The organism is Microbulbifer sp. ARAS458-1 (genome assembly GCF_045348205.1).
GTDB lineage: Bacteria > Pseudomonadota > Gammaproteobacteria > Pseudomonadales > Cellvibrionaceae > Microbulbifer.
This window is the reverse complement of sequence record NZ_CP155838.1, coordinates 1,405,028-1,421,280: the sequence shown is the minus strand read 5'-3', so window position 1 is coordinate 1,421,280 and position 16,253 is coordinate 1,405,028. Positions and strand designations below refer to the sequence as shown.

At 56.7% G+C, this 16,253-nt stretch carries 11 protein-coding genes, 1 tRNA gene and 1 pseudogene; all 13 read right to left on the bottom strand.

Annotated elements, in window-relative coordinates; genetic code table 11:
• Positions 1-118 precede the first annotated feature (118 nt).
• Positions 119-2,227, bottom strand: a complete 2,109-nt coding sequence (gene fusA / locus AAFH99_RS05680) for an elongation factor G (RefSeq protein ID WP_043320790.1) — start codon at positions 2,225-2,227, stop codon at positions 119-121.
• Between the two features lie 112 nt (positions 2,228-2,339).
• A complete protein-coding gene (gene rpsG, locus AAFH99_RS05675) occupies positions 2,340-2,810 on the bottom strand; it encodes a 30S ribosomal protein S7 (RefSeq protein WP_010130334.1) in 471 nt (156 codons plus the stop codon).
• A gap of 127 nt (positions 2,811-2,937) precedes the next feature.
• Positions 2,938-3,312, bottom strand: coding sequence for a 30S ribosomal protein S12 (rpsL, locus tag AAFH99_RS05670; protein WP_043320788.1), 375 nt, complete (start codon positions 3,310-3,312; stop codon positions 2,938-2,940).
• Positions 3,313-3,598: 286 nt separating this feature from the next.
• Positions 3,599-7,828 (bottom strand): DNA-directed RNA polymerase subunit beta', encoded by a 4,230-nt coding sequence (rpoC, locus tag AAFH99_RS05665; protein ID WP_043320786.1) that lies wholly within the window; start codon positions 7,826-7,828, stop codon positions 3,599-3,601.
• Positions 7,829-7,951: 123 nt separating this feature from the next.
• On the bottom strand, positions 7,952-12,025 hold the full coding sequence (gene rpoB / locus AAFH99_RS05660; protein ID WP_043320785.1) for a DNA-directed RNA polymerase subunit beta: 4,074 nt from the start codon (positions 12,023-12,025) through the stop codon (positions 7,952-7,954).
• A 300-nt stretch (positions 12,026-12,325) separates the two neighbouring features.
• Positions 12,326-12,697, bottom strand: a complete 372-nt coding sequence (gene rplL, locus AAFH99_RS05655) for a 50S ribosomal protein L7/L12 (RefSeq protein ID WP_043320783.1) — start codon at positions 12,695-12,697, stop codon at positions 12,326-12,328.
• An 86-nt stretch (positions 12,698-12,783) separates the two neighbouring features.
• Entirely contained in the window at positions 12,784-13,278 is a 495-nt protein-coding gene (gene rplJ / locus AAFH99_RS05650; RefSeq protein WP_043320782.1) for a 50S ribosomal protein L10, read from the bottom strand.
• Positions 13,279-13,565: 287 nt separating this feature from the next.
• Positions 13,566-14,264 (bottom strand): 50S ribosomal protein L1, encoded by a 699-nt coding sequence (gene rplA / locus AAFH99_RS05645; RefSeq protein WP_043320781.1) that lies wholly within the window; start codon positions 14,262-14,264, stop codon positions 13,566-13,568.
• Positions 14,265-14,696 carry a 50S ribosomal protein L11 gene (gene rplK / locus AAFH99_RS05640; protein WP_043320779.1) on the bottom strand — a complete coding sequence of 144 codons (432 nt, stop codon included), beginning with the start codon at positions 14,694-14,696 and terminating at the stop codon, positions 14,265-14,267.
• A gap of 178 nt (positions 14,697-14,874) precedes the next feature.
• The gene (nusG, locus tag AAFH99_RS05635; RefSeq protein ID WP_043320777.1) at positions 14,875-15,408 is read right to left on the bottom strand and encodes a transcription termination/antitermination protein NusG; all 534 of its coding nucleotides are present in this window, start codon (positions 15,406-15,408) and stop codon (positions 14,875-14,877) included.
• 10 nt (positions 15,409-15,418) lie between these two features.
• Complete coding sequence (gene secE / locus AAFH99_RS05630; protein ID WP_043320776.1) at positions 15,419-15,787, bottom strand: preprotein translocase subunit SecE; 369 nt, start codon at positions 15,785-15,787, stop codon at positions 15,419-15,421.
• Between the two features lie 117 nt (positions 15,788-15,904).
• Positions 15,905-15,980: transfer RNA gene (locus AAFH99_RS05625), tRNA-Trp, on the bottom strand.
• A 120-nt stretch (positions 15,981-16,100) separates the two neighbouring features.
• Positions 16,101-16,253, bottom strand: a pseudogene (tuf, locus tag AAFH99_RS05620) (elongation factor Tu); the annotation flags it as partial.

Genomic DNA, 16,253 nt, shown 5'->3' with positions numbered 1-16,253 from the left:
TTTTACCATGGTCAACGTGACCGATGGTGCCCACGTTTACGTGGGGCTTGGAACGTTCAAACTTTTCTTTTCCCATTTTCAGGATCCTCTAACTTAAAAGTTGTAAAGGGACTAAAGCTTAAGCTTTGTTCTTGGCAATAATTTCGTCAGCGACGTTCTTCGGCGCTTCGGCGTACTTCAGGAATTCCATGGTGTAGGTAGCACGGCCCTGGGTCGCGGAACGCAGATCGGTGGCGTAACCGAACATTTCGGCCAGCGGCACCTCCGCGTTAACGACCTTACCAGAGGCGCTATCATCCATACCCTGGATCAAACCGCGACGACGGTTCAGGTCGCCAACTACGTCACCCATGTTCTCTTCCGGAGTAACCACTTCCACCTTCATCATCGGCTCGAGCAGCACTGCACCGCCAACGTCTGCCAGCTTCTTGGTCGCCATGGAGCCTGCGATTTTGAACGCCATTTCGTTGGAGTCCACATCGTGGAAAGAGCCATCGTACAGGGTAGCCTTCAGACCCAGCAGCGGGTAGCCAGCCAGAACACCGTTCTGCATCTGCTCTTCGATACCCTTCTGTACCGCAGGAATGTATTCCTTCGGTACCACACCACCCACGATGGCATTCTCAAACACCAGACCTTCACCGGACTCATCTTCTGCCGGCTCGAATTTCACCCAAACATGACCGTACTGACCGCGACCACCGGACTGACGAACGAACTTGCCTTCGATCTCAGCGGTGTTGCGGATAGTTTCACGGTAGGCCACCTGCGGCTTACCGATGTTGGCTTCAACGTTGAATTCACGACGCATGCGATCAACGATGATATCCAGGTGCAACTCACCCATACCGGAGATGATGGTCTGGCCTGTCTCTTCGTCGGTCTTCACACGGAAGGACGGATCTTCCTGAGCCAACTTGCCCAGAGCAACACCCATTTTTTCCTGGTCCGGCTTGGACTTCGGCTCTACCGCCACGGAGATTACCGGCTCCGGGAACTCCATACGCTCAAGAACGATCTTCGCGTCTTCGGCACACAGAGTATCGCCAGTGGTCACATCTTTCAGGCCGATGGCCGCGGCGATATCGCCCGCCAGTACCTCTTTGATCTCTTTACGATCGTTGGAGTGCATCTGCACCATACGGCCGACACGCTCTTTCTTCTGCTTCACGGAGTTGTATACCGCGGTGCCGCTTTCCAGCTTACCGGAGTAGACACGGAAGAAGGTCAGAGTACCAACGAAGGGGTCGGTGGCAATTTTGAAGGCCAGTGCAGCAAACGGCGCGTCGTCGTCGGCGACACGGGTTTCCACAGTCTCATCCTTATCCAGAAGAGTACCTTCGATCGCCTTAACTTCGGTCGGCGCCGGCAGATATTCGATCACCGCATCCAGCATGGCCTGCACGCCCTTGTTCTTGAACGCGGAGCCGCCCAGAACCGGTACAATCTCGTTGGCCAGAGTGCGCTGACGGATGGCCGACTTGATCTCTTCCTCAGTCAGCTCACCTTCTTCCAGGTATTTCTCCATCAGCTCTTCGTTGGCTTCCGCAGCAGCCTCGACCAGGAACTCGCGCATCTCTTCGCACTCGTCCTGCATATCCGCCGGGATATCGGCGTACTCGAAAGTCATCCCCATGTCTTCTTCGTTCCACAGGATGGCTTTCATTTTTACCAGGTCGACAACACCCTTGAACTCATCTTCCGAGCCAATGGTCATTTGCAGCGGTACCGCATTTGCATTCAGGCGAGTCTTCAGCTGACCAACAACCTTGCGGAAGTCAGCACCAGCGCGGTCCATCTTGTTTACGAATACCATGCGCGGCACTTCGTATTTGTTGGCCTGACGCCATACAGTTTCGGTCTGCGGCTGCACGCCGGAGGAGCCACACAGAACAACCACGGCGCCATCGAGAACGCGCAGGGAGCGCTCTACTTCAATGGTAAAGTCAACGTGCCCCGGGGTGTCGATGATGTTTACGCGGTGCTGCGGGAACTGTTGCTGCATACCAGCCCAGAAACAGGTGGTTGCCGCAGAGGTAATGGTGATACCACGCTCCTGCTCCTGCTCCATCCAGTCCATGGTGGCTGCGCCTTCGTGCACCTCACCAATTTTGTGGGACAGACCGGTGTAGAACAGTACGCGCTCGGTAGTCGTGGTTTTACCGGCGTCTACGTGGGCGCAGATACCGATATTGCGATAGCGTTCGATAGGCGTTTTACGTGCCACAGTTGTATCCTCGATATAACGGCAAAAGGCAGCGCGGAGTTTTACCTTCCTTGCTGCCTTTCGATTTTATTTTCCGATGGAAATAATCATCAGACTTAGAAGCGTCACTATCTTAGAAACGATAGTGGGAGAACGCTTTGTTGGCTTCCGCCATACGGTGCACGTCTTCACGCTTCTTGACCGCGCCGCCCTTGTTCTGGGAAGCATCGATCATTTCATTGGCCAGGCGCTGGGCCATAGACTTCTCACCGCGCTTACGGGAAAAATCTACCAGCCAGCGCATTGCCAGCGCGGTACGACGTGCCGGACGCACTTCTACCGGTACCTGGTAGGTAGCACCACCAACACGACGGGACTTTACTTCCACCATCGGGGCGATGTTTTCCAGGGATTCTTCGAAAATTTCAATTGGATCTTTGTTCAGCTTTTCTGAAACCAGATCCAGCGCACCGTAAACGATGCTCTCTGCCACAGACTTCTTACCAGAGATCATGACATGGTTCATGAACTTGGCCAGAGTCACGTTCCCGAACTTGGGATCGGGCAGCACTTCGCGCTTGGCGACTACTCGTCTTCTTGGCATGGGATTGCCTCTCTTCAGGGTTACTCTGAGATGCCGCCGTATTAACTAAAAACAGTAACTACAAATCGGCGAGCTCAGCCTTACTCCGGTTATTCGTTAAACCGAAACGCAATGTTGTCTAGAGCAATTAGCTCTTAGGACGCTTGGCACCGTACTTAGAACGGCCCTGCTTGCGATCGTTTACGCCGGCACAGTCAAGTGCACCGCGTACAGTGTGGTAGCGCACACCCGGCAGGTCTTTTACACGACCGCCGCGAATCAGTACCACGCTGTGCTCCTGCAGGTTGTGGCCTTCACCACCGATGTACGAAGTCACTTCGAAACCGTTGGTCAGGCGCACACGACAAACTTTACGCAGTGCGGAGTTCGGCTTCTTCGGTGTAGTGGTATACACACGAGTACAAACTCCACGGCGCTGCGGGCAAGCTTGCAGTGCAGGCACGTCGCTTTTTTCAACTTTGCGTTTTCTCGGCTTACGAACCAACTGGTTGATCGTTGCCATTAAAAATCACTCCAAAATAAAACGCCCCCACCATAAACAGCAGTGAGGGCCTATCGTCAGTGCGCGATATTCCGCTGAACCGAAGCTCGCCCTTCAAAGGTCGCCCTTCACGTTCAACAAACAATCGCACCCCATTAGCGGGGGCCGCATTCTATAAACGCGGCCTGCCCGAGTCAACCACCCAACGAAGTGAACACTCACATCGGCAGGTAACTGCGATCCGGAACAGACCGGTCAGCCCCTGAAACAGCGAACCAACCAGTCAGACTACTCCGTTCTGTGGACCTCACTCCCCGGATGATTTCAGGGCTTCGGTCAGCGCCGCTTCCACCTCTTCTGCAGAAGGACCTTCGGCAAAGCCAGTGGTCAACTGCTGGGTGCGGCGACGCTTGCGCTCGGCGTGGTAGGCAAGGCCGGTACCGGCCGGGATCAGACGACCCACCACCACGTTTTCTTTCAGGCCGCGCAGGCTGTCTTCCTTACCGGTTACCGCCGCTTCGGTCAGTACACGGGTGGTCTCCTGGAAGGAGGCCGCAGACAGGAAGGACTCGGTGGCCAGGGACGCTTTGGTGATACCCAGCAGCAGACGCTCGAACTGAGCCGGTTGCTTGCCTTCGGCACGCAGGCGCTCGTTCTCTTCCACCACGCGCTGGTATTCCACCTGGTCGCCCTTGATGAACTCTGAGTCGCCCATCTCGAGGATTTCAACTTTACGCAGCATCTGACGCACGATGGTCTCGATGTGCTTATCGTTGATGCCTACACCCTGGAGGCGGTAAACCTCCTGAATCTCGTTGGTGATGTAGCGCGCAAGCTCTTCCACGCCCTTGAGGCGCAGAATGTCGTGCGGGTTGGACGGGCCATCGGAGATAACCTCACCCTTCTCTACGGTTTCACCTTCGAACACGGTCAGCTGGCGGTGCTTCGGAATCAGTACTTCGTAGTGATCCTTGCCATTGGCCAGTGGCTTACCATCTTTCGGGGTGATCTGCAGACGTACTTTGCCTTTGGTTTCTTTACCGAAGGAAACGGTACCGGAGATCTCCGCCAGGATGGACGGCTCTTTCGGCTTACGGGCTTCGAACAGGTCGGCAACCCGCGGCAGACCACCGGTGATGTCCTTGGTACCGCCGGATTCCTGCGGGATACGGGCGATAACGTCACCGACGTTCACCTTGTCGCTGTCTTTCAGGCTCAGAATCGCTCGTGGCGGCAGCGCGTAGTGCGCCGGCGCGTTGGAGTTAGCCAGGGTCAGTTCTTCGCCGTTCTCGTCCACCAGGGTCACCGCCGGGCGCAGGTCTTTACCCGCCGCCGGACGCTCCGCCGGATCGATCACCTCGATCGAGGACAGGCCGGTGATTTCGTCCGTCTGCTTGCGGATGGACAGGCCATCTTCCATACCGGACAGTTTCACCCAACCGGCAACCTCGGTAATGATTGGGTGGGTGTGCGGATCCCACTTGGCGACGATCTGGCCGCCTTCGATGGTGGACCCTTCGTCGACACTGATCACGGCACCGTAAGGCAGCTTGTAGCGCTCACGCTCCCGGCCAGCCGGGTCAGCGACCGCCAGTTCACCGGAACGGGATACCGCTACCAGGTTGCCGCCTTCGGTCTTCACGGTCTTCACATTGTGCAGACGCACGGTACCCGGCTGCTTAACCTGGATGCTGTCCGCCGCGGAAGCACGGCTCGCCGCACCACCGATGTGGAAGGTACGCATGGTCAGCTGGGTACCCGGCTCACCAATGGACTGGGCTGCCACAACACCCACGGACTCGCCGGGGTTGGCACGGTGGCCACGGGCCAGGTCACGGCCGTAACACTGAGCACAGATACCGTGGGCGGTCTCACAGGTAATCGCGGAGCGCACGATTACTTCGTCGATCCCCATACCTTCGATACGCTCAACCCAGGCTTCGTCGATCATGGTGCCAGCGGGTACCGCAATCTCGTCACTGCCGGGCTTGGTCACGTCGCGCGCCACCACACGGCCGAGGATACGGTCACCCAGGGATTCGATGACGTCACCGCCTTCGATCACCGGCGCCATGGTCAGGCCGTCGTCGGTGCCACAGTCGATTTCGGTAATTACCACGTCCTGTGCCACGTCTACCAGACGACGGGTCAGGTAACCGGAGTTCGCGGTTTTCAGTGCGGTATCCGCCAGACCTTTACGCGCACCGTGGGTCGAGATGAAGTACTGCAGTACGCTCAGACCTTCACGGAAGTTTGCGGTAATGGCGTTCTCGATAATGGAACCGTCCGGACGGGCCATCAGGCCACGCATACCGGCCAGCTGACGAATCTGCGCCTCACTACCCCGCGCGCCGGAGTCGGCGTACATGTAGACGGAGTTGAAGGAGTCCTGCTCGGTTTCATTGCCGTCGCGATCGATTACCGGCTCTTTCTTGATACCGGCCATCATCGCCTGGGTGACCTTGTCGTTGGTACGGGACCAGACGTCGATGACCTTGTTGTATTTCTCGCCTGCGGTTACCAGACCGGAGGCGAACTGGGTTTCGATCTCTTTCACTTCCTCTTCTGCGGAAGCAATCAATTCAGCCTTGGCCGCCGGGATCTCGAAGTCGTTTACACCGATGGAGGAACCGGACTTGGTGGAGAAGTCGAAACCGGTGTACATCAGCTGGTCAGCGAAGATTACGGTCGCCTTCAGGCCCACTTTGCGGTAGCACTCGTTCAGGACCCTGGAAATCGCCTTTTTCTTCATCGGCTGGTTCACGTACTCGAAAGGCAGGCCCTCCGGTACGATGTTCCACAGCAGTGCGCGACCGACGGTAGTGTCGTACACGGTGCGGGTAACCTGCTTCTCGCCGTCTTCGCCGATGGAAGTCTCGTCGATACGCACCTTGATCTTCGCCTGCAGGCCAACCTGCTTGGCGTAGAAGGCACGGCTGACTTCCTTGATATCGGAGAAGAACATGCCTTCACCTTTATCGTTCACACGCTCGCGGGTCATCCAGTACAGACCCAGTACCACGTCCTGGGACGGTACAATGATCGGCTCACCGTTGGCCGGTGACAGGATGTTGTTGGTGGACATCATCAGCGCGCGGGATTCCAGCTGCGCTTCGATGGTCAGCGGTACGTGTACCGCCATCTGGTCACCGTCGAAGTCGGCGTTGTACGCCGCACACACCAGCGGGTGCAGCTGGATCGCCTTACCTTCAATCAGTACCGGCTCGAACGCCTGGATACCCAGACGGTGCAGGGTCGGTGCACGGTTCAGCAGTACCGGGTGCTCGCGAATCACTTCGTCGAGGATGTCCCATACCACCGCTTCCTCGCGCTCGACCATTTTCTTGGCCGCCTTGATGGTGGTGGCCAGGCCGCGGGCTTCCAGCTTGCCGAAAATAAACGGCTTGAACAGCTCGAGGGCCATCTTCTTCGGCAGACCACACTGGTGCAGACGCAGAGTAGGACCAACCACGATCACGGAACGACCGGAGTAGTCCACACGCTTACCCAGCAGGTTCTGACGGAAACGACCCTGCTTACCCTTGATCATGTCGGCCAGGGATTTCAGCGGGCGTTTGTTGGAACCGGTGATGGCTCGGCCGCGACGGCCGTTATCCAGCAGCGCATCCACAGACTCCTGCAGCATACGCTTTTCGTTGCGCACGATGATGTCAGGGGCATTTAGCTCGAGCAGACGCTTCAGACGGTTGTTACGGTTGATCACGCGACGGTACAGGTCGTTCAGGTCGGAGGTCGCGAAGCGGCCACCGTCCAGCGGTACCAGCGGGCGCAGATCCGGCGGCAGAACCGGCAGTGCCTGCATGATCATCCACTCCGGCTTGTTACCGGACTTGTAGAAGGCTTCCAACAGCTTCAGGCGCTTGGACAGCTTCTTGATCTTGGTTTCAGAGTTGGTCGCCGGGATCTCTTCGCGCAGTCGCTGGATTTCGGTGGGCAGCTCGATGTCATTCATCAGCTCCTGGATGGCTTCCGCACCCATTTTCGCCTCGAACTCATCGGCAAACTCTTCCATTGCTTCAAAGTACTGCTCGTCGTTCAGCAGCTGGCCGCGTTCCAGGGTAGTCATACCCGGGTCGGTCACCACGTAAGACTCAAAGTACAGCACGCGCTCGATATCACGCAGGGTCATATCCAGCAGCAGGCCGATACGGGACGGCAGGGATTTCAGGAACCAGATGTGCGCAACCGGGCTCGCCAGTTCGATGTGGCCCATGCGCTCACGGCGAACTTTCGCCTTGGTGACTTCAACGCCGCACTTCTCACAGATGATGCCGCGGTGCTTCATACGCTTGTACTTACCGCACAGGCACTCATAGTCCTTTACCGGGCCAAAAATCTTGGCACAGAACAGGCCTTCGCGCTCCGGTTTGAAGGTACGGTAGTTGATGGTCTCCGGCTTTTTCACTTCGCCGTAGGACCAGGAGCGAATCATGTCTGGCGAAGCCAGACCGATACGGATAGCGTCAAATTCTTCGAGCTGATCCTGGGCTTTCACCAGGTTTAACAAATCTTTCAAGGCCTTTCCTCCACTAGGGGGTAGTCATTCCGGCCAACTGCCTCTGGGGCCGGAAGTGCCGGTGGTGGTGATTTGCGATCGCCGCCACCGGCCTCTGTCTACTAAATCCGATTAATACCAGTGTTATTCGTTTTCCAGCTCGAAGTTCATACCCAGCGAGCGGATTTCCTTGACCAGTACGTTGAAGGATTCGGGCATGCCCGGCTCCATGCGGTGGTCGCCATCCACGATGTTTTTGTACATCTTGGTACGACCTTCCACGTCATCGGATTTGACCGTGAGCATTTCCTGCAGGGTGTAAGCGGCACCGTATGCTTCCAGTGCCCACACCTCCATCTCACCGAAGCGCTGACCACCGAACTGCGCCTTACCACCCAGCGGCTGCTGGGTAACCAAGCTGTAGGAACCGGTAGAACGCGCGTGCATCTTGTCGTCTACCAGGTGGTTCAGCTTCAGCATGTACATGTAGCCCACGGTTACCGGACGCTCGAAGGCGTCACCGGTACGGCCGTCGTACAGGGTGATCTGGCCGGAATCCGGGATGTCCGCCAGGCGCAACAGCTTCTTGATTTCAGGCTCAGCAGCACCGTCGAACACCGGCGTCGCCATGGGTACACCGCGACGCAGGTTTTCAGACATAGCCAGCACTTCTTCATCGGTCAGCTCGTCCAGCTCTTCCTTGCGGCCACCGGTGGAGTTGTAGACCTCTTCCAGGAACCCGCGAATCTTAGCCGCTTCCTGTTTCTCCTTGATCATGCGATCGATCTTCACACCGAGACCTTTCGCCGCCATACCCAGGTGCATTTCCAGAACCTGTCCGACGTTCATACGAGACGGTACACCCAGCGGGTTCAGAACCACGTCTACCGGCTCACCGTTTTCGTCGTACGGCATATCTTCCACAGGCTTGATCACGGAGATCACACCTTTGTTACCGTGACGGCCGGCCATCTTGTCACCGGGCTGGATGCGACGCTTGATCGCCAGGTAAACCTTGACGATTTTCAGCACGCCCGGCGCCAGATCGTCGCCGGATTCCAGTTTTTTCTTCTTGTCTTCAAACTGCTCGTCGAGCAGCTTACGACGTTCTTTCAGCTGGGCTTCGGCTTTTTCCAGCTGCTCGTTCAGGCTGTCTTCGCTCATGCGCAGCTTGAACCAGTCTTCCCGCGGCAGACCGGCGAGGATTTCAGCACTCAGTACGTCGCCTTTCTTGACGCCCTTACCGCCGGCTACGGTCTGACCTTCCAGTGCAGCGGCCAAACGTTCGAAGGTTGCACCTTCAACGATGCGGTACTCTTCATTCAGGTCCTTGCGCACTTCGTCCAGCTGGGCTTTCTCGATGGCGAGAGAGCGCTGATCTTTCTGCAGACCGTCGCGGGTGAAGACCTGTACGTCGATTACCGTACCGCGGGTGCCGGAAGGCGCACGCAGAGAGGTGTCTTTAACGTCGGACGCCTTCTCACCGAAGATCGCGCGCAGCAGCTTTTCTTCCGGAGTCAGCTGGGCTTCGCCTTTCGGCGTCACCTTACCAACCAGGATGTCGCCAGCGCCCACTTCCGCACCGATGTACACGATGCCAGACTCATCCAGCTTGTTCAGCGCAGACTCGCCCACATTGGGGATATCCGCGGTGATCTCCTCACTGCCCAGCTTGGTGTCACGGGCAATACAGGTCAGTTCCTGAATGTGGATGGTGGTGAAGCGGTCTTCCTGCACCACGCGCTCGGATACGAGGATGGAGTCCTCGAAGTTGTAGCCGTTCCACGGCATAAACGCGATGCGCATGTTCTGACCCAGAGCCAGCTCACCCAGGTCAACGGACGGGCCGTCGGCCAGGATATCGCCGCGCGCAACCACGTCCCCGGTCTTCACGATCGGACGCTGGTTGATACAGGTGTTCTGGTTGGAACGGGTGTACTTGGTGAGACCGTACAGATCCACACCCGCATCACCGGCTTCCACTTCATCGTCGTGCACGCGCACAACCACACGGCTGGCGTCAACACGCTCGATCACACCGCCGCGCTTGGCCACGATACAGACGCCGGAGTCGCGCGCTACGGTGCGCTCCATGCCGGTACCTACCAGTGGTTTCTCGGCGCGCAGGGTGGGAACCGCCTGGCGCTGCATGTTCGATCCCATCAATGCGCGGTTGGCGTCATCGTGCTCCAGGAACGGAATCATTGCCGCCGCAACGGAAACCACCTGACGGGCGGACACGTCCATGTACTGGATTTCGTCCGGGGTCTTCAGGGTAAATTCGTACTGGTGACGCACGCTCACCAGGTCATCGGTAAAGCGACCGTTTTCGTCCACAGCTGCAGAAGCCTGTGCAACCACGTAGTTGGCTTCGTTAATTGCAGACAGGTATTCGATCTGGTCGGTCACCTGGCCGTCGACCACCTTGCGGTACGGGCTCTCGAGGAAGCCGTAGTGGTTGGCGCGAGCATAGGTTGCCAGGGAGTTGATCAGACCAATGTTCGGACCTTCCGGCGTTTCGATCGGACATACGCGGCCGTAGTGGGTCGGGTGCACGTCTCGCACCTCGAAGCCCGCGCGCTCGCGGGTCAGACCACCCGGGCCAAGCGCGGATACACGGCGCTTGTGGGTAACTTCCGACAGCGGGTTGTTCTGGTCCATAAACTGGGACAGCTGGGAGGAACCGAAGAATTCCTTCACCGCAGCAGCCACCGGCTTGGCATTGATCAGATCCTGCGGCATCAGGCCTTCGGACTCCGCCATGGACAGACGCTCTTTTACCGCGCGCTCTACACGCACCAGGCCTACGCGGAACTGGTTCTCCGCCATTTCGCCAACGGAGCGCACTCGACGGTTACCCAGGTGGTCGATATCGTCCACCATGCCGCGACCGTTACGGATTTCGATCAGCGTCTTCAGAACATCGACGATGTCTTCTTTGCTCAGGGTACCCGAGCCGGTCTCGTCTTCACGATTCAGACGACGGTTGAACTTCATGCGCCCAACCGCAGACAGGTCGTAGCGCTCGTCGGAGAAGAACAGGTTCTCAAACAGCGACTCGGCAGACTCCTTGGTGGGCGGCTCGCCCGGGCGCATCATACGGTAGATTTCCACCAGCGCTTCCAGCTCGGTGCGGGAAGGATCGGCACGCAGGGTATCGGAAATGAACGGGCCACAGTCCAGATCATTGGTGTACAGGGTCTCGATATTCTGAACATTCAGAACACGCAGCTTGTTGACCACCTCTTCGGTGATCTCCGCATTCGCCTCTACAACCACTTCGCCGGTGGAGTCGTCGATAACATCGTGGGCAAGTACACGACCGTACAGGTAGGAAATCGGCGCTTCCAGCTTCTCCACACCCGCCTTCTCCAGCTGGCGAATGTGGCGCGGGGTAATACGGCGACCCTCCTCAACAATCACCTTGCCCTTGCCGTCCTTGATATCGAAGGAGGCCACATCACCGCGCAGGCGCGACGGGATCAGATCGAGACTGACGGTTTCGTCGTTCAGAGTGAACTTGCTGGTGTCGAAGAACATTTCCAGCATTTCCTGGGAGCTGTAACCCAGGGCGCGCAGCAGAATGGTGGCCGGCAGTTTACGACGACGGTCGATACGTACGTAGACCAGGTCCTTCGGGTCGAATTCGAAGTCCAGCCAGGAGCCACGGTAAGGAATCACCCGCGCAGCGTACAGCAGCTTACCGGAAGAGTGAGTCTTGCCTTTGTCGTGATCGAAGAATACACCCGGGGAGCGGTGCAGCTGGGACACGATTACGCGCTCGGTACCGTTAATCACGAAGGTACCGTTTTCGGTCATGAGCGGGATTTCGCCCATGTACACTTCCTGTTCCTTGATGTCCTTGATGGACTTATTCGCGGATTCTTTATCATAAATAATCAGGCGAACACGTACGCGCAGCGGGCAGGCATAAGTCACGCCACGCAGGGTACATTCCTTGACATCAAAAGCAGGTTTGCCGAGTGTGTAGCTCACATACTCCAGAGCAGCGTTGCCAGAGTAACTGACAATCGGAAATACAGACTTGAACGCAGCCTGCAGGCCGATATCCAGGCGCTCATCCGGGCGCGTGTCGGCCTGAGTAAATTTGCGATACGAGTCCAGCTGTATCGCAAGCAGGAAAGGCACGTCCATGACCTTAGGCAGTTTGCCAAAATCCTTGCGGATACGTTTTTTCTCAGTGTATGAGTAAGCCATTCATATTCCCCAGCTTGATCGGTGACAAGACTTCATCAGAACTGCGGTCAGATTTCTGACGATACGCAGTCCATCCGGGCGAGAAGTCTCTGCACAATGCAGCAGGCATTGCACTATGCTTCAAATACAGGCGTTCAAAAAACAAACTGCCCTGTGCACAAACTTCTCGAAATTTCTTTGCGGAGTGGCGGGTAAAACACCCATGCCGCAAACGGCAAAAAGGCCGGCGGACAAAAGTCCACCAGCCTTTCCGCCAATTGCCGACTTAAGCAGCAACTGGCGGTAATGTGTAAAACCGAATTACTTCAGTTCTACGGTAGCGCCAGCTTCTTCCAGCTGCTTCTTCGCTTCCTCGGCTTCTTCCTTGGTCGCGCCTTCTTTCAGCGGGCTCGGAGCGCCGTCTACCAGAGCTTTGGCTTCTTTCAGGCCCAGGCCGGTGATACCGCGAACTGCTTTGATCACGTTCACTTTCTTGTCGCCAGCGCTTGCCAGGATTACGTCGAAAGAGTCTTTCTCTTCTGCAGCAGCTTCGCCGCCAGCCGCGCCACCAGCAACAACAGCAGCAGCTGCGGTTACGCCGAACTTCTCTTCCATAGCTTCGATCAGCTCAACAACGTCCTTAACGGACATTTCGGCGATCGCATTGATGATATCTTCTTTAGTCAGAGACATGAGTTAGTACCTGATTTCGTATGAGCAGGAAACTGCTCGTAATTTCTTTAAAAGTGGAAAACTGCGATTTCGCTTTAGCGAAATAATTACGCCGCTTCCTGCTCTTTCTGGTCGCGAACGGCCGCAATAGTGCGAACCAGTTTGCCAGCAGACGCTTCTTTCATGACGCTCATCAGCTTAGCGATTGCTTCATCGTAAGTCGGCAGGCTTGCCAACAGAGCGATGTCAGTCGCTACGCCTTCGAAGGCGGCACCTTTCAGCTCCAGCTTGTCATTGTCTTTCGCGAACGCCTTCAGGATGCGCGCGCCGGCACCCGGGTGTTCGTTTGAGAAAGCAATGATGCTGGGACCGACGAATTTCTCGATGAGACATTCGAATTCGGTACCGGCCAGAGCGCGACGCGCCAGAGTATTGCGGACGACTTTCAACCAAACGCCGTTCTCGCGAGCCTCTTTGCGCAGGGTAGTCATGTCATTCACGGTTACGCCACGGGAATCCGCAACAACCGCAGACAGAGCACCCTCAGCAGCCTGCTGGACTTCCGCGACAATCGCTTTCTTGTCTACGAGTCCAATAGCCATAGTGTCACTCCTGGATTTGAAAAAAGATCGAGCCATCATGAACCCGATCCGTTCCGGTGCTTAAAGCTCAAATCCAGTAAAAATACTGGTTTGGGCACACCGTCTGCGTAGGCTCACTCCCTTCGGTAAACACCTAGTGGCCAAACCTGGCCAGAGAGTGGATTAAGCGGGGGCATTTAAACCTCAAACACCCGCCGCACCTACGGTCTTTGACGGCCCGCGTTCATGCCAAAGCAATCAGCGGACCCCAAAGTTCTTTTTACTGAACGCAGCGAATCCCGCAGGAATTACTTAACGTCCAGAGAAGCCTGATCGAGAGTCAGACCCGGGCCCATGGTGGTGCTCAGGGTGATCTTTTTCAGGTAAACGCCTTTCGCGGAAGCCGGCTTGGCCTTTTTCAGGTCAGCAACCAGCGCTTCCAGGTTCTCTTTCAGAGCCTTGGCGTCAAAACTTACTTTACCGATACCGCCGTGGATGATGCCGCCTTTGTCAGCGCGGAAACGCACCTGACCAGCCTTGGCATTCTTAACCGCAGTCGCAACGTCTGGAGTTACGGTGCCGGTTTTCGGGTTCGGCATCAGGCCGCGCGGACCGAGGATCTGGCCCAGCTGACCGACAACGCGCATGGCGTCCGGGGAAGCCACAACCACGTCGAAATCCATCTTGCCAGCTTTCACTTCTGCAGCCAGCTCGTCCATGCCTACGATGTCAGCGCCAGCTTCTTTAGCGGCGTCGGCATTGGCACCCTGGGTGAATACGGCAACGCGCACTTCTTTACCGGTACCGTGCGGCAGGGTGGTCGCACCGCGAACAGCCTGGTCGGATTTACGCGGATCGATACCCAGGTTGATGGCAGCATCAACGGTTTCGGAGAACTTAACGTTGGAGAACTCTTTCAGCAGCGCTACTGCTTCTTCAATACCGTAAGCCTTGCCAGCTTCCAGTTTTTCAGCCATTGCGCGCTGACGCTTGGTCAATTTAGCCACTTACAGACCCTCCACTTCGATACCGGCACTGCGAGCAGAACCCGCGATGGTGCGCACCGCTGCGTCCATATCGGAAGCAGTCAGGTCAGCTTTTTTCATTTCCACAATTTCTTCGATCTGAGCGCGGGTCACTTTACCAACCTTGTCGGTGTTCGGACGGCCGGAACCACTCTTGATCTTGGCAGCCTTGCGCAGCAGAACCGCGGCGGGCGGAGACTTCATGATGAAGGTGAAGGAGCGATCGCTGTATACAGAGATCACAACCGGTACCGGCAGGCCCGGCTCCAGACCTTGAGTCTGTGCGTTGAACGCTTTACAGAACTCCATGATGTTCACACCGTGCTGACCCAGTGCAGGGCCGACGGGGGGGCTCGGGTTGGCCTGACCGGCCTTTACTTGCAGCTTGATGTAAGCTTCGATTTTCTTAGCCATTACAGCTTCCTCTTTAACTGGGTATTAGCGCCTGCGCTGTACACTTATACAAACGTGCAACGCTCAGCTCCCCTGTTTGCCCCGAACCAGAAAGCCGAAAAGGCAGACTGGGATTTCAGGGACGCGAAAGCCCCCTTCCGCACACAGCGAAAGAGGGCCGAATCCTTTCAGCTCGAACTCAGTTCTTTTCTACCTGACCGAATTCCAGCTCTACCGGTGTGGAGCGCCCGAAGATCAACACCGCCACCCGCAAGCGACTCTTTTCATAGTTGACCTCTTCAACCACACCGTTGAAGTCATTAAACGGACCATCGATAACGCGTACCATTTCACCCGGCTCGAACAGCGTCTTGGGCTTGGGCTTGTCGACAGAGTCGTCGATGCGATTCAGGATCGCCTGCGCTTCGCGGTCGGTAATCGGGGCCGGCTTGTCCGCCTTGCCGCCGATAAAGCCCAGCACACGCGGGGTCTCTTTGACCAGGTGCCAGGTGTCGTCGTTCAGCTCCATTTCCACCAGCACGTAGCCGGGGAAAAACTTGCGCTCACTCTTGCGCTTCTGGCCGGCACGCATTTCCACCACTTCCTCGGTGGGAACCAGAACCTCACCGAAGAGGTGATCCATTTCGTGCAGCTCAATGCGCTCCTTGAGAGTGTTTTTTACACGCTTCTCATAGCCGGAGTAGGCCTGAACCACATACCAATGCTTTGCCATGGATTAACCTTTAGCCAATGATCTTGGAAGCCATCCAGCCGAGACCGGAATCCAACGCCCACAGAATGACTGCCATCAGCAGCACAAACACCACCACGATCAGGGTGGTCTGGGTCGCCTCTTGGCGGGTCGGCCACACTACCCGTCGCACTTCATTCTGCGCTTCCCGCAGCAGATTCCAGAAGGCATTACCCTTTTCGGTCTGCACCGCAACAAAAACCGCCGCCAGGCAAAGCACAACAATTGCCAGCACACGATACAGCAGGGGAATTTCGGCGTAGTAGGAATTGCCGGCAACCGCGGCGCCTACCAACAGCACCACCAGCAGCCACTTGAGGCCATCAAGACGAAAGGTTTTCGCCTCTACTTTAGCGTTCATACAAAGAAGCCTTTAGCGCGCCTCAATACCGCAAGGCGCCTTTATTGCCAACGACCACAAAGAGCGACAGCAGTACAGGATAGCCCAACTGCAGGCCCCTTGCGGGCATCTGAAAGTTGGCAGGCCAGGAGGGACTCGAACCCCCAACAGCCGGTTTTGGAGACCGGTGCTCTACCAATTGAACTACTGGCCTGAAACACTTCCGGAGGCAGACTGCGCCACTCCCGGAAAAAATGAGGGGCGGATCATACCATCCAACCCCACATTTGCAAGCGCGACCACCAATTCATTTGGCAGCCGCACAACCCATCGTTTACTCGATGATCTTGGCTACAACGCCAGCACCAACGGTACGGCCACCTTCACGGATCGCGAAGCGCAGACCTTCCTCCATGGCGATCGGGCAGATCAGAGTCACAGACATCTGAATGTTATCGCCCGGCATTACCATTTCGGTGCCTTCCGG

Bases quoted from the DNA above. Each gene is read 5' to 3' on its own strand.
- rplK (WP_043320779.1), bottom strand. From the start codon at position 14,696: ATGGCTAAGAAAATCGAAGCTTACATCAAGCTGCAAGTAAAGGCCGGT.
- rpoB (WP_043320785.1), bottom strand. From the start codon at position 12,025: ATGGCTTACTCATACACTGAGAAAAAACGTATCCGCAAGGATTTTGGC.
- nusG (WP_043320777.1), bottom strand. From the start codon at position 15,408: ATGGCAAAGCATTGGTATGTGGTTCAGGCCTACTCCGGCTATGAGAAG.
- rplJ (WP_043320782.1), bottom strand. From the start codon at position 13,278: ATGGCTATTGGACTCGTAGACAAGAAAGCGATTGTCGCGGAAGTCCAG.
- rplL (WP_043320783.1), bottom strand. From the start codon at position 12,697: ATGTCTCTGACTAAAGAAGATATCATCAATGCGATCGCCGAAATGTCC.
- rpsG (WP_010130334.1), bottom strand. From the start codon at position 2,810: ATGCCAAGAAGACGAGTAGTCGCCAAGCGCGAAGTGCTGCCCGATCCC.
- secE (WP_043320776.1), bottom strand. From the start codon at position 15,787: ATGAACGCTAAAGTAGAGGCGAAAACCTTTCGTCTTGATGGCCTCAAG.
- rpsL (WP_043320788.1), bottom strand. From the start codon at position 3,312: ATGGCAACGATCAACCAGTTGGTTCGTAAGCCGAGAAAACGCAAAGTT.